The organism is Mesorhizobium sp. YIM 152430 (genome assembly GCF_029210365.1).
Taxonomy (GTDB): domain Bacteria; phylum Pseudomonadota; class Alphaproteobacteria; order Rhizobiales; family Rhizobiaceae; genus Aliihoeflea.
This window is the reverse complement of the sequence record NZ_JARGES010000030.1, coordinates 25681-39562: the sequence shown is the minus strand read 5'-3', so window position 1 is coordinate 39562 and position 13882 is coordinate 25681. Positions and strand designations below refer to the sequence as shown.

Annotated in this window: 15 protein-coding genes and 1 pseudogene; 4 read left to right on the top strand and 12 right to left on the bottom strand. The window is 61.2% G+C overall.

Features of this window, described 5'->3' with window-relative positions; genetic code table 11:
• Positions 1-748 precede the first annotated feature (748 nt).
• The 7 genes from hxsC to PZ895_RS10490 all read right to left on the bottom strand — a co-directional run bounded on the left by hxsC (position 749) and on the right by PZ895_RS10490 (position 7007).
• On the bottom strand, positions 749-1900 hold the full coding sequence (gene hxsC, locus PZ895_RS10520) for a His-Xaa-Ser system radical SAM maturase HxsC (RefSeq protein WP_275838972.1): 1152 nt from the start codon (positions 1898-1900) through the stop codon (positions 749-751).
• On the bottom strand, positions 1897-3345 hold the full coding sequence (hxsB, locus tag PZ895_RS10515) for a His-Xaa-Ser system radical SAM maturase HxsB (RefSeq protein ID WP_275838971.1): 1449 nt from the start codon (positions 3343-3345) through the stop codon (positions 1897-1899). The genes hxsC and hxsB overlap by 4 nt, the downstream gene beginning before the upstream one ends.
• Positions 3346-3753: 408 nt before the next feature.
• On the bottom strand, positions 3754-4212 hold the full coding sequence (locus PZ895_RS10510) for a metallophosphoesterase family protein (protein ID WP_275838970.1): 459 nt from the start codon (positions 4210-4212) through the stop codon (positions 3754-3756).
• An 82-nt stretch (positions 4213-4294) separates the two neighbouring features.
• Entirely contained in the window at positions 4295-5038 is a 744-nt protein-coding gene (locus PZ895_RS10505; protein ID WP_275838969.1) for a DUF2726 domain-containing protein, read from the bottom strand.
• A 443-nt stretch (positions 5039-5481) separates the two neighbouring features.
• The gene (locus PZ895_RS10500) at positions 5482-5973 is read right to left on the bottom strand and encodes a DUF305 domain-containing protein (protein ID WP_275838968.1); all 492 of its coding nucleotides are present in this window, start codon (positions 5971-5973) and stop codon (positions 5482-5484) included.
• 7 nt (positions 5974-5980) lie between these two features.
• A complete protein-coding gene (locus PZ895_RS10495; RefSeq protein ID WP_275838967.1) occupies positions 5981-6742 on the bottom strand; it encodes a glutaredoxin in 762 nt (253 codons plus the stop codon).
• Between the two features lie 70 nt (positions 6743-6812).
• A complete protein-coding gene (locus PZ895_RS10490; protein ID WP_275838966.1) occupies positions 6813-7007 on the bottom strand; it encodes a heavy-metal-associated domain-containing protein in 195 nt (64 codons plus the stop codon).
• A gap of 379 nt (positions 7008-7386) precedes the next feature.
• Between PZ895_RS10490 and PZ895_RS10485 the strand changes: the two are divergent.
• Positions 7387-7590: pseudogene (locus PZ895_RS10485) on the top strand (hypothetical protein); the annotation flags it as partial.
• On the opposite strand, the gene PZ895_RS10480 reads toward PZ895_RS10485, so the two are convergent.
• The 4 genes from PZ895_RS10480 to PZ895_RS10465 all read right to left on the bottom strand — a co-directional run bounded on the left by PZ895_RS10480 (position 7581) and on the right by PZ895_RS10465 (position 11613).
• Complete coding sequence (locus PZ895_RS10480; protein WP_275838965.1) at positions 7581-8036, bottom strand: DUF411 domain-containing protein; 456 nt, start codon at positions 8034-8036, stop codon at positions 7581-7583. The pseudogene PZ895_RS10485 and the gene PZ895_RS10480 sit on opposite strands and share 10 nt — an antisense overlap.
• 126 nt (positions 8037-8162) lie before the next feature.
• Positions 8163-8597, bottom strand: a complete 435-nt coding sequence (locus PZ895_RS10475; RefSeq protein ID WP_275839031.1) for a hypothetical protein — start codon at positions 8595-8597, stop codon at positions 8163-8165.
• A 109-nt stretch (positions 8598-8706) separates the two neighbouring features.
• On the bottom strand, positions 8707-9105 hold the full coding sequence (cueR, locus tag PZ895_RS10470) for a Cu(I)-responsive transcriptional regulator (RefSeq protein ID WP_275838964.1): 399 nt from the start codon (positions 9103-9105) through the stop codon (positions 8707-8709).
• Positions 9106-9126: 21 nt separating this feature from the next.
• A complete protein-coding gene (locus PZ895_RS10465) occupies positions 9127-11613 on the bottom strand; it encodes a heavy metal translocating P-type ATPase (RefSeq protein ID WP_275838963.1) in 2487 nt (828 codons plus the stop codon).
• A gap of 187 nt (positions 11614-11800) precedes the next feature.
• Between PZ895_RS10465 and PZ895_RS10460 the strand changes: the two genes are divergently transcribed.
• From PZ895_RS10460 to PZ895_RS10450, 3 genes are all read left to right on the top strand, one after another.
• Positions 11801-12211 carry a DUF305 domain-containing protein gene (locus PZ895_RS10460; RefSeq protein WP_275838962.1) on the top strand — a complete coding sequence of 137 codons (411 nt, stop codon included), beginning with the start codon at positions 11801-11803 and terminating at the stop codon, positions 12209-12211.
• A 10-nt stretch (positions 12212-12221) separates the two neighbouring features.
• Entirely contained in the window at positions 12222-12767 is a 546-nt protein-coding gene (locus tag PZ895_RS10455) for a class I SAM-dependent methyltransferase (RefSeq protein ID WP_345803524.1), read from the top strand.
• A 129-nt stretch (positions 12768-12896) separates the two neighbouring features.
• Positions 12897-13385, top strand: a complete 489-nt coding sequence (locus PZ895_RS10450) for a cytochrome c (RefSeq protein ID WP_275838961.1) — start codon at positions 12897-12899, stop codon at positions 13383-13385.
• Here PZ895_RS10450 and PZ895_RS10445 read toward each other — a convergent pair.
• Positions 13354-13836 (bottom strand): cytochrome b/b6 domain-containing protein, encoded by a 483-nt coding sequence (locus PZ895_RS10445; RefSeq protein ID WP_275839030.1) that lies wholly within the window; start codon positions 13834-13836, stop codon positions 13354-13356. The two genes, PZ895_RS10450 and PZ895_RS10445, sit on opposite strands and share 32 nt — an antisense overlap.
• Positions 13837-13882 lie beyond the last annotated feature (46 nt).

Sequence of the window (13882 nt, the reverse complement as noted above, 5' to 3'; positions counted from 1 at the left end):
ATTTCCCGGCAAATCCGTCTCGCGATGTTGCCGGCCTCGGATATCCGACCTAGTCGTCCAAAAAGGGAGCTTCGGAGGCGGCAGGTCGTCAGTGACAGCTCGTCGGACTATCTTACACCTAGTCCGTCGAGGGTCGCAGCGTCGAGATGGCCCGATATGGTAAGCCCTGCTGCTGCTTGATATTGCCGCAACGCTTCCTGAGTCTTGGGACCTAGGACGCCATCAGCCAGTCCTGGATCATAGCCGCGCATAAGCAGAGCCAGCTGAACTCGCCGGACGATCTCCATAACTTCCGCCTGTCCCATACGTTGAGGTTGCTGCACAGGCGTTGTGGCAGTGGCCTCGCCGGTTCCAAGCCGTGGCTGTGTGACAATCGACGGCGATGAAGAAGGTGGAGAATCAAGCGGCGCAACACTCGGCGAAGGTGGCGCCGATTGCGTGACTGGCGGCAAGCTCGGTGCCGGCGCGACAGTTCGCGGAACGCTGTAGCCGCCGCTCGACGAGTAGTGGGAACGGTGGGAACTGTGGGATCGATGCGAACTGTGGCTGCGATGGCTTCGATGTTGAGCGAGTTGTAGAGCGCTCGTCAGCCGCGCGGGATCCGCCCAGTAGACCACCTTCTCCTCTGCGAAAGTGGTCGGCGACAATGATATTGCCGCATCGTCGTCCACTACCTTCGCATATGCCGTGTCGCTGATTGCGAATGGGCTCGCGGCCCCAAGAAGAAAGGCGAGACGATGCTTCCAGTTCATACGGCGACCTCCTCCGCCTTCATTGGATACACCGCGCGGCTCCGCCAGGCCGAGCCTGCAGACGCGAAGAATCCGGCACAGCGATCAACTACCGCGCACCCTTCGCATTCATCAGGATAAAGATTCTTCCAATCGGAAATAGATTGTTCCGCAAATGGCCATAAATGGCTCGGAAGGACACACAGTGGCAGATTGTAAATGGACGTGGTCATGCCTCGATTGAGGAGGTGGAACAGCGCGCTCTCTAATGCTGGCATGTAATCGACCGGGTCGATCCAGAGTCGGTCGCGGTTTCGCTTGGCAAAGCCCATCGGCTCGAGCCCCATGAGAGCGACATGCTCGACAAAGGGAAGGCGTCTGTAGATGAAGGACGCAAGTTGTGGCAGCCGCCCTACGGTCATCTTATGAAGGACGACCCGTATCTCCACTCGTGCTCCCAATCGCCCCAGTTCATAGAGGCCGTCCAACGTCTCGTGGAAGCTGCCAGGTGCCTCGACGACCTCGTCATGAATCTGAGCGACGTCCGCATAGAGCGGCACTGCCCAGACGACATGATCGGGCCGGCGGGCCGCGATGTCTGATGCGAACAGCCGGTGCTGAAACAGGCGTCCGTTGGTCAGCACATGCAGCGTCGTGTCCGGTAGACAATGGGCGGTGACATCGACGAGACGGCCGAGATCGGAACCCAGCAACGTTGGCTCTCCTCCTGTTATGCCAAGCTGGATTTCATTCCGGTCCACCAGCGAGATCGTCTGTTCAAGCTCGGCCACCCGCCAAGAATCGTCGTCGTCGCGCGGCGGCTGTGAGCACATCACGCATCGGCTGTTGCATCGTTCGGTGGCAAACAATGTGTTAGCCTTCGATCCGCGACGATAAACCACCGAGACCAGCGATGAGCCCTGTCGAAGCCGGACGATGTCACCCGGCTGAATTACCCTTTTGTCCCGAACATTAGCGATCGAGACCCCGCGGTCCGAACGGCCGTTGATAGAACCTGCCGCACCGGGAAGGTCGGCTTCCCATACCAGCACGTTCCGACAGTCATATTCACCCCTCAGTGCTTCGTCGGATGCCAGAACCTTGAGAATCTGTACGCCCTCAACGCCGCGCACGTCAGCATGAGTATGAAGGCCGATGGGCTGCCTCATCGATCGACCCATCCGCTGACGTGAACTTCATCACGCGGCTTCCGCATAGCCCAGGCGATGAATGTCCGCATGGTTTCCGGCTCCGCTTCCGCCACGCGACGAAAAAGTCCCCGAAAGATATGCATATGCTTCTGGCAGAACTCACTGTCCCGACGGTCGGCTGCCGGATCGCCCTGCACGGTTGCATGAAAAACAGGGTCCGATCCACAATATGGAACGAAGGCGCAATCGCGACAGCCACGCAGGTGCTCCGAAACTGCCCCCTTCATGAGCCATTGCATCGCGGGGGAGGCCATGAGCGTGTCGAAGGAATCCGCCACGGTCCCCATCGTAAACCGCTGGTCGCCTGTTTGCGCAGCCATGCGTGCTTCGTCGGCCGGAAACACCCGTCCGTCGTAATTGTAGACGAGCACACCCAATCCCGTGCCGGTGGGAGAACGCAGATCGAGATAGCCGGAATGGAACGGCGTCAGAATGTGACGCAGGAGAATGGCGGCATAGGTCTCTTCAAAGGCCTCCCCGTTCGCATTCAGCTCGAGGATGTAGTCCAGCGCCTGATCGTAGAATCTGAGAAAATCTTCCATACGGTAGCCAATGGCTTTCCGCGTCTTGAGCGCGAACCCATATGGGCTGATAGGACGCAGGAAGATCGTGGGGAAACCAAGATCGCGATATTGATCGACAAGGCCTCTAGGGTCGGACAAACCCTCCCTTGTGATGGTGGGCAAGGCGCTCACACCCTCGTGGCCAAGGACCGCTCTCGCCCTGTCCAGGGCCTCGACTGTCTGGAGCCATGCGTTTCGGTCAGGATTGGGACGGTTCCTGTCATGCAGTACTGACGGACCGTCAATCGACGTCGAGAGACGAATTTCATGATCCCGGCAGAATGCTAGGTCGTCATCGCTAAAATGGTGCAGCGTCGAGACCATAGCAAAGCTAAGTGTGCGATTCTCCGTGAGGTTCCGATTTTCCGCGAGCTCGACAATCCGGCGAACGAGATCGAACCTGAGGGCCGGCTCCCCCCCCTGGAACTCGATGGTCAACGTGGAAGACGGAGACTCGAAGACCCGGTCGACCGCCAATGCGGCAGTTTCGCTGGTCATGTCAAAGCCGGGTGCGCTCAGGTTAGCGCGGGATACTTGGCAATACTGGCAGCTATGGTCGCAGCGAAGAGTTACGACAAAAATATGGAGTGAGGGTCCCTCCAGCGCAAAGGACTTTCGGGTATTGAAAGCGGCTTCTTCTAGCTTGCTACGAGGGCGCTGATGATCAGCCTTCGCTAGTCCTCGCGCTTCAAGGTCACGTAGACGCTCAGTCGAAAGAGCGGTTTCCGAACCCGTTTCGTAGGATCGGAACTCGTCGTTCGAAATAATTGCGTAGTCGCCGAAATCGTTGCTGATTAGGATTTGGCGACCATCTGCATCAAGCAGCGTCGACCGGATCAAATCACTCCCCCGCTTCCCTAGTTGAAATGAACACCAAAGCGTTTGTAATGCAATAACGGAAACGCCCGTAATCTGCGGCTAGCGCCAGAGGAGGTGCGAAGGACGATTGGAGAGCGTTGAGATATTTACCGGTGCAGACTCTCAAGAGAAGTGGACCGCTTGCAGCATTTGAAGAAGTGGACCCAATTGCTGCCTGTCAACTAACTGTCGGCTCAAGCCTAAAATCACTTGCTGCATAAACGGCAGGTTGCGGGTGTTGCATAACCCGGCCTGAAGGACTGACTCGGGGTCGGAACTCGTCGTTGAAATCAGCTTACATTCGAAGGCAGCTATTTTGGTGTTCTCACCATAACCGGACTGTCCGGTGACGGCCCCGATCCTGTCACGCAAATTCGTTAGGGATCGAGCTTATAAGAGTTCACGAATATTAGGTGACAGCTGGCCACCGGCAATCTCGATAGTTGCCAAGGTTATAGGGAGCCTGAACCTGCGCGGGCCAGCGCTTCCGGGATTGACGTACAGAACGTCATTCAACTTTTCGACGCTGGCGCGGTGAGAATGACCTGAAATCACAAGGTCAATGCCCATTTCCGCTGGAGCAATTGCAAGTTCGTTGCGATCGTGGATCACGTAGATCTTCTGGCCAAACAGGGTCGTTTGGATCGTGTCGGGCAAGGATGAGGCCCACGGCTGAACCTCGATATTGCCGCGAATTGCCGATACTGGAGCAATTGCTGCCAAGCGTTGGAGGATGTTCGGCTCACCGATATCACCAGCGTGGATGATGTGGTCCACACCATAGAGCAACCTGATGGCCTCTTCGCGCAGGAGCCCGTGCGTATCGGAGATAATTCCGAGAGTGTTCATGGGAATGAGCTTAGCTGTTCTCGAATCCGCTCGTGAAGCGATTGATTACGATGACGGTCCGAACCGCGAAATCGTATGCCAGCTATGCGGGCGGACGAGCCTCGGGAAGAGGTGATGAAATCTCGATCGAAGGCCGAACCTCGCTAGGGCCGCGCGTCGACTCGTCACTAACGTCGAGTGCTGTTTGCTTGTCGACCAGTCTCTCCACCAGACGCCGCAAATCCGAAGGCTTGGTATGACCGGCGACGACCTCGTGATATCCGATGCCAGCGCGGCGCAGTGCTTCCTTCTTTACCGCATCACGGGCGGCCGCTGTTCCTTGATGATGGCCAATTCCTTGGTACTCGACGACGTGCCGCGGGTGACAGTGCTCATCGACCAACAGCAGATCGACACGCTTGGAATTGATGCAACTAAAGGCGGCTTTGTCCTTAGTGCGGAGGATTTCCCCTAACGAGACCTGAGCCATGACCTGCCAGAGCGGATTGTAGTCAAGAACAATGTGATCGAGTTCCTTGAACACGCGCACTTCGCTGCGGTTCAATAGAGGTTGGCTGGCGAACTCCGCGCTCATGACAATCCGCAGCTGGTCGGCCGCATCCATAACGTTCGCGGGAACTGCACCCCGAGCTTGCTGCAATGGTGGCCAGGAAGGACTGTTTTTGCCGCGTTCCTTATTCCATTTGCTTTGATTGTGAGACCGCCACTTTTGACGCGCGTGGTCTGCTCGCAGCTTTTCCACCATAGCGCCTGCTATTGCGGCCAAGCCAAGCGCAGCCGCGAGCGATGCGTGTTCGTTAAAGAAGAGATAGACGTCTTCAAGCATCCGCAACAATTACCACGCCCTGCCGATCTGCTAGATTAACCGCGGCGCTTCAATTGTATCGATCTGTGCGATCGATCGGCAACGCATCAAGCCAAATCCGCGGGCTCTTCGTCGCCGGGAAAAAGGCAGCCTGTCCGCCTCCGGCCCTAACAGCGACGGAAATCGATTTCCGCCCGGTTGGAAACGCGGCTGTCTTCGGACTTCGGCAATGGGGTGGTAAACTGACTGTCGGGTTTTGGCACCTACGTTGAGAGAGCTGCCCTTCATAGGATCAACCAGTTCCGACGGAATGCGCCCTCAATGCGGTGGTGGCAGCAAGGTGCTTTACCCCCGACGCAGACGCTGGAACTAAATCAACAACAGGCAGCAATAGCCCTGACTTCGGACAACCAAATGGAGCCGGTCAGGTCTAATCGGCAGCCGGGCCGCTGCGCGGGAAGAGCTCAGCGCAGCCGCGCTGCGATCGCCTCCATCTGGTCGATCTCTTCGCGCTGCGTCTTTGTGATCTCGTCGCACAGGGTCACTAGTTCCTGATCGGAAATGCTGGCCTCCCGGCACATCAGGATCGCGCCGGAATGATGCGGGATCATCGAGGCGATGAACTGGCGGTCGTCGATCAGTGCCTGCTCGCGGGTCGCCCAAAAGGAGCCTGCCGTCAGAAGCGCGAAGGCGACGTAGAGCGCGATGTTCGCCGGTCGGTTCGGGAACATGCCAGGCATGGTCGCCAGCATGAAGATGCCCATCGGCGCCCACATGGTCACTGCCATGTAGAACATGTTCAGGTTGTTTCTGAAGTCCTCCAAGCCGTCGATCATCGTGAACATCACGACATACATCAGGGCGAGTCCAAGGATCATGTTCACCCAGAACATGAAGTAGGGGCGGCCGTGCCCGCGGATTTCGTGTTTCCGGTGATCGTGCTCCATCTCGGTCATCTCAATGTCAGTGCCCCAGGCCCGCAGGCTTGAGGATCATCCAGATGGCCATGCCGACCATCATCAGGTTTTCGGTCAGCGACACGAACCCGAGGGGAACGTTGCTGTCGCCTCCGACGCAGGCGCACTTCAGTTCGCGCTTGTCGACATAGACGGCCTTGAAGACCGACACCACGCCGATGCCGCCGATGAAGAGCGCGACCGGGACCGATACCCACATCAGCGCGCCGGAGACCATGAGCACGCCTGCAAGCCCCTCGGCGAAAGGGTAGACCCGTCCGTAGGGAACCCAGCGCTGCGCAAGCAGGTCGTAGTTGAGGAACATCGTCGCGAACCCGTCGACGTCCTTCAGCTTCTGGAGTGCGAGCAGACACATGGCGAAGGCCACGAACCACTCGGCGGCAGCCACGGTCACGAAGCTGCCGTATGCCGACCAACTGGCTGCCAGAGCCATGGCAAACGCCATGCCGAAGAGCGCAATGACGGGCGTATAGGTGACAGCGTCCTTGTCCTTCACCTCCTTGCCGAGCCAAACCCGCAGATCGTCGTAGCCTCCAACGCGGCGGCCATCGATGAAGGTCTGGGGTGTGGTCTCCACCTTGTGCTCGGCCTTGAAGGCGTCGGTCTCGGCGCGGGACGTCAGGTGATGGTCATCGACATCGAATCCTTCGCGCTTCAAGAGGTCGAGCGCTTTGAGGCCCCACGGGCAGGTGTGCTCTGGGGTGACCATCCGGTAGAGTTCGGCCTTACGTTGTGTAGCAGATGACATTCGCCGATCCTTTCGTTCGGAAAAAACCGTCCCGCCGCGGAGATAGTTCCGGACGGGACGGAGCTGGCATTCACGCCGCTGACGCCGGGTAGCCGGCATCGGCGAGCGCCCTGGAGATGGCGTCGGTCGAGGCAGAGGATTCGACTGTCACCGTCTTCGTGACGGGATCGGCATCGACCCTCGCCTTCGGGTCGACGCCTTCGACGGCCTTCGTAACGCTCCGGGCGCAGCCGCCGCAGGTCATGTTCTCGATGTGGAATCGCATCCGGGTCTCCTTCATGGTTTGAGCAGATGCGCCCTTCATCCGCCTTCCAGTCTCTGGAAGGTCAAGCACGATTTTTCATCGTCTTGACCTTGACCCTCCAGCGGGCTGGAAAGCCCATCTGCCGCGGCGACCACTGAATCCGACCGGAAAGAATGCCGTTGAACGCGCCGCTTTACCTGACCGAGCACGCCAGAGTGCACACCATCGCCATCGAGGGCATGACCTGCGCGTCCTGCATCCGCAGGGTCGATCGAGTGCCTGCTGCCGTCCCGGGCGTGACCAACCGCCAACGTGAACCTGGCGAGGAAACGGGCGACGGTTACGTGCAGCGCGAAGGCTGCCGCCCTGCGAAAGTCAGTCGAGGGCATCGGGTACGATGCAAGGGTTGTTCGGGGCCTTCGCCTACAACGCGGCGCTGATCCCCGTGGCGGCAGGGGAGCTCTATCCGGCCTACGGTCTCCTCCTTTCACCCGCACTGGCGGCGGGTGCGGCGCTTTCCAGCGTGTTCGTGCTGGGTAACGCGCTGAGGTTCAGTGCGCATGGCCGCAAGGCGGGGACGACGTCGCTCCCGCCTCAGCGATAGCTGGCATAGATTTCGGTCGAGCCGTCCCGCTTGAGAAGGAGCACGTCGTACGGATCGGCATCGGCCATGTCGCCCATGCCCGGCGAACCGTAAGGCATGTCGGGAACCGTCAGCCCGATCGCATCCGGCCGCTCTTCGAGCAGGCGCTTGACGTCGCGCGCGGGCACATGGCCCTCAATGACGTAGCCGTTGATCATCCCCGTATGACAGGACGTCTGGCCGGGCTTCAGTCCAGCTTCCACCTTTGCGGCATTGAGGTCCGCCAGCGGCAGGTCGCGCTCGGCGACCGTAAAACCTGCTTCCCTCATATGATTGCCCCACGCCACGCAGCATCCGCAAGAGGCGGACTTCAGGACCTCGATCGATCCCGCGGCCCAAGCCGCCTGGCTGATCAGCGCCAGGGCTGTGAAGGCCGCGGCGCGGACAAGTCTGTTAAACTTCTTCATCGTCCGTCTCCTATCTGAAGAACACGTATTTCACGAGGGCGGCGATCACGAGCGCGACGACCACGAGGCCGACGAGGCCCCATAGTCCCATGCCCCACATCATGCCGCCATTCATGCCGTATTCCATCATCGGGTCCGTCCTCGGATCGGAGGCGCAGCGCCGCCCTCCAGGTTTCGTTGACTGAGCCACAGGACCACCGTCGGTATCACGATCCACTGGAGGAGCGGGCTCAGGCCCGTCCCGAATGGCGGCACGAGCGGCATCAGGTCCGAATAGTTCCAACGGTGGGTAATCTGAGTGTAGTAGAACTCGAAGCCGACGGTCAGCGCGATCCCCGTTCCAAGGAAGACGAGAACCGAAAGCGCGACCTGGTTGCCAATCCAGTGACGTGTCCTCGCGACGAGACTGGTAGTCCAGAATGCTGTCAGGGCAAAACCGACGTCGCCGATGGTCGCGGACGTGCAGAGCTTGACGCCCTGCCAGTGCGCCATCTCCGCCATGCCCGCATAGGTCGGCACCTGCAGGAACTCCCAGACGAAGTGCAACAGGAAGGAGAACATCGCCACCGGGAGCTCCGGGGTGTTCGAGAGCGAGCGACGCCTGTTCACCGCAGACTGGCTCCCGTCCTGTTGGTGCATCATTGTGCCTTACCTCTCACCAGTGCGACGGCTAGTGAGCATGAGCTCGACCCGACAGGCCGTCGATGATTGGGCATTCGGGGCGGTGATCGCCGTGGCAGGTGGCCACGAGGTGCTGCAGCATGTCGCGCAAGCCCTGAAGCTCAGCGATCTTCCGTTCGATCTCGCCGAGCTTGGTCGTGGCGATGGCTTTCACCTCAGCGCTCTCACGTTCACCGTCGCCGTAGAGGGATAGGAGTTGTCTGCATTCCTCCACCGAGAAGCCCAGGCTGCGCGAGCGCTGAAGGAAGCGCAGGCGATGCACGTCCTCCATGGAATAGTCGCGATAGCCGTTGTCGCGGCGATCCGGCCTGATCAGCCCGATGTCTTCGTAGTAGCGGATGGTCTTCGCCGGGAGGCCGGACTTTACCGAGACGGTGCCGATGTTCATGGCGAGTTCTCCTTGATGGGTTCAGCCGAGCCGCACGGTGCGCAGCCTGAGCGCGTTGGCGATGACGGATACGGACGAGAGGCTCATCGCGGCCGCCGCGATCATGGGCGAGAGCAGTGTGCCGAAGACGGGATAGAGGATGCCCGCCGCGACAGGCACGCCGAGCGCGTTGTAGACGAAGGCGAAGAAGAGGTTCTGCTTGATGTTGCGGATCGTCGCCTGGGCGAGCGTGCGCGCCCGTACGATGCCGTTGAGATCGCCCTTCACGAGAGTAATGCCCGCGCTTTCGACCGCGACGTCCGCGCCCGTGCCCATGGCAATGCCAACGTCTGCGGCAGCCAGCGCGGGCGCGTCGTTGACCCCGTCTCCCGCCATCGCGACCTTCGCCCCCTTTGCCTGGAGCTCTTCGATGAGCTGCTGCTTGCCGTCCGGCAGCATGTCGGCGCACACCTCGTCGATGCCGAGCTTCGATGCGACGGCCCTTGCGGTGCGCTCATTGTCGCCGGTGGCCATGATGATGCGAAGGCCCGTGTCGTGCAGGGCACGGATCGCTTCCACGGTCGTTGCCTTGACCGGATCGGCTACCGCGACGAAGCCGGCGGCCGTGCCGTCGACTGCGACAAACATCGCCGTCTTGCCCTCGGCGCGCATGGCATCGGCTTGCTCGGCGACGCTGTCGATGCCGACGCCAAGGTCCGCCATCATGGCGGCATTGCCGAGCGCCACCTTCCGGCCCTCCACGGTGCCACTGACGCCCTTGCCCGTGACCGCCTCGAATTCGGATGCCGTATGCACCATAGCACCGCGCTCCGACGCGCCTTCGACGATGGCCTCGGCCAGCGGATGTTCCGAACCGCGCTCGAGCGAGGCGGCAAGTGACAGAAGCTGGCCTGCATCGAATCCTTCGGCCACAACGACGTCCGTCAGTCTCGGGCGGCCTTCCGTCAGCGTACCCGTCTTGTCGACGATAAGCGTGTCGACGCTGGCGAAGCGTTCCAGCGCCTCCGCGTCCTTGATCAGCACGCCCGCCTGGGCGCCGCGCCCGGTCGCGGTCATGATCGACATCGGGGTGGCAAGACCGAGCGCGCAGGGACAGGCAATGATGAGGACGGACACCGCCGACACGATAGCGAACACCATGCTGGGCTCGGGACCGAACAGTGCCCACACCACGAAGGCGAGGATGGCGACGAGCACCACGGTGGGGACAAAATAGTAGGAAACACGATCGGCCAATCCCTGGATCGGCGCGCGGGATCGCTGGGCCTTGGCGACCATCTCGACGATCCGCGACAGCATCGTCTCGGACCCGACGCGCTCGGCAGCGATGACGAGCGTGCCGTTGCGATTGAGCGTTCCTCCCGTGACCGCGTCGCCTGGCGTCTTCTCGACGGGCACGGGCTCGCCCGTGATCATGGATTCGTCGATCGACGTCCGGCCCTCGATGACCTTGCCGTCGACGGGAACGCTGTCGCCAGGCCGCACGCGCAGGCGGTCTCCCTGCTTGACCTCGTCCAGCGGAACGTCGGATTCCGTCCCGTCAGCGGCGATCCGGCGTGCGGTCTTCGGCGCGAGGTCGAGCAGGGCGCGGATCGCCGACCCGGTTCGCTCGCGGGCCCGCAACTCCAGCACCTGGCCAAGAAAGACTAGCGCGACGATGACGGCGGCCGCCTCGAAATAGACGGGGACCGATCCACTATGCCCCCGGAACTGATGCGGGAAGAGATCGGGAAAGAAGGTGGCGACGACGCTGTAGAGATAGGCCGTGCCGACGCCGATCGAGATCAGCGTCCACATGTTCGGGCTGCGGTTGACGAAGGATTCGTAGCCACGGTGGAAGAAGGGTATGGCGGCCCACAGCACGACGGGCGTCGCAAGCGCGAACTCAAGCCACGCGGCAATCGGCTCGCCGATCCAGTCGCGCACCGCCAGGCCGACCATGGGCCCCATAGCGATGACAAGCAATAGCAGCGACAGGACAGCGGAGACCCAGAACCTGCGCGTGAAGTCGACCAGTTCAGGGTTCGGACCCTCGTCGCCTGTCGGCACGCCCATCGGCTCGAGCGCCATGCCGCAGATCGGGCAGGAGCCGGGCTTGTCGCGCACGATCTCGGGGTGCATCGGGCAGGTGTACTGCGTGCCCTTGGGTATCGGCGCCGGGGCGGGCCGATCACCGAGATAGCGCGCCGGCTCGGCCTCGAACTTGCCCTTGCAGCCCGCCGAGCAGAAATAGAACTTGTCGCCTTCGTGGCGATGGAAGTGTCTAGCGGACGCGCGATCCACGTCCATGCCGCAGACCGGATCGGTAGCAGTCAGGAAGGACTCCGGTTCAGCTATGAACTTGGTGCGGCAGCCAGCGCTGCAGAAGTGAAACATGCGTCCGCCGTGCTCGGCGCTCGGCTTGCCTGCCCCCGCGTCGACCGTCATCCCGCATACCGGATCGCGCACAATCTCTCCTTCGGCGTGCGGCGCGGGTGCGTGAGGGGCATGGGGGTCATGAGAGGGCATCGTCGTTGCCTCCGGTTCCTGATGGCGTACGTTCGCGCCTCCAGTCACTGGAAGGTCAAGCACTATCCTGGGCTTGACCTTCCACCTGCTGGAAGGCGGACTTTGGTCAAATGCCGTCCCCCGGACGGAGTCCAGGCCCGCCAGGCTATCGTCGACGGTCCCCGGCAGGATCTCGAAGGAGACTACCATGAAGACGTTGAAGACATTCGCGGCGGCAGCCGCGCTGACCACGGTGGCAGCAGTCGCCTGGGCGCAGATGAACCACGGAGCCCATGGCGGCATGATGATGAACATGGACCAGATGCAGTCCATGATGGAATCGATGATGCCCGACGAGGGCGACCCCAAGTCCACCAAAGCCTACAAGCAGGCCGATATGGACATGATGCAGAGCATGGCCGTCGAATATACGGGCAACGCCGACGTCGACTTCCGTCTCAAGATGATCCCGCATCACCAGGGTGCGATCGACATGGCGAAGGTCGCGCTCGAACATGGCACTGATCCCGACACGAAGCTTTTGGCCGAGGCGATCATCGTCGCGCAGGAACGCGAGATCGCGGAAATGCAGGACTGGCTGAAGAAGAACCGCGAGTAGGAGATCGGCTGTGCATCCCAGCAATCTCGTCGACCGCCGACATTGGGATGACGCCTATGTCAAAAAGGGCGAGGCCGGCGTCAGCTGGTTCGAGGAGACACCGACGGTCTCGTTGGATCTGATCAAGGCCTTGCCGGGACCGAAGGATTCGCTGATCGACGTGGGTGGCGGGGCCTCTCGCCTGGCCGCCCATGCTCTTCGACTGGGGTTCGGGCACGTCGCGGTGCTCGACCTTTCCGCTGAGGCAATAGCCCGATCGCAAATGACGATGGGCACGGAGGCTGATCGCGTCGAGTGGATCGTATCTGACGTGACAAGCTGGAAGCCCGGACGGCGATATGACGTCTGGCATGATCGTGCAGCCTTCCACTTTCTCACCGACAAGGTGGACCGCGCCGCCTATATCGAGACGCTCCACTCCGCGCTTGTCGACGCTGGACACGCCATCATCGCGACCTTCGCCCTTGACGGCCGGGAATGTTGCAGCGGGCTGCCAGTGCAACGCTACAGCCCTGAGACCCTTGTCGAGACGCTGGGGCCCGGTTCAGGCTCGTGAACGGTTTGCGTCATGAGCATCAGACCCCTTCGGGGTCGATGCAGGCGTTCCAGTTCAGCGTGCTGGAGAGGACGGCTTGATCTGCTCGGGCGACATAAGCGCTGCAGCCTGGAGCACGAGCGGTCCTGGATGCGGCGCATCAGGCTCCGTGCCATCGGATTGATTGCGACGGGTTCGGCGATTGCTGTCGCTCTTGGTGTGTGGTGGATGGCCCGATCCTCGCCCCCCGGAATCCTGAAGCCGGACGATGCCTCGGTCGTTGCCATAGGCTCGAAGCTGTACACCATCCATTGCGCTTCCTGTCACGGCGCGTCGCTGGAAGGTCAGGCAGAGGACTGGCAGCGCCGCGACGCGGAAGGCTTTGCCCTCGCACCACCGCACGACGCAACCGGGCACACCTGGCATCACCACGATCGACTTCTCTTTGACATCACAAAGGTTGGCGTGGAGGTCGCGGCGAACCTGCCGGACTACAAGACGCGGATGCCTGCGTTCGAAGGCGTGCTTGACGACGAAGAGATCGTGGCAGTGCTTTCCTACATCAAGGCGCAATGGCCGGATGACATCCGTCGACGCCACGACCTCCTCAACGAACGGGACGCTGACGCTCGCCGCTGATCGTTTTTGCCCGAAAGGGCAGCATCCGGCCGACCACGCCGTCGCGCCGAACGCCATGCCAGGCAGCAGCCGTCACGTGCAGTGTGACGAGCGTCAGGGTGACGTTCCAGATCGCCTTGTGGATGCCTGCGGCCGGCCCCCACAGATACGAGGCGATGAACCCCGTCGCGGCCTGTGCGGCCAGGGAGGCGTATATGCCCCAGTGAACCGCGAGCGCTGCCAGTTCCATCGGAGTGCGGCGAGCCTGTTGGCGCACGGTGCTCCGCGACAACCGCAGCGCAATCCGGACGAGGACGAGGCAACCGATCGCCATCCCATTGTAGTTGTGCACCATATGCAGAAGCAGGTCAGAGGGCGATGGGGGAAGCAGCGGATTATGGGTGCGTGGGATAGCGCCAGACGTGGCCCACTGGGCGGCGATCATCGCGACGATTGCCCAATGGATCCAGATCTGAGGTCTTCAGTATGCTTTCGATGGTTGGGTCATCCGAACGCCA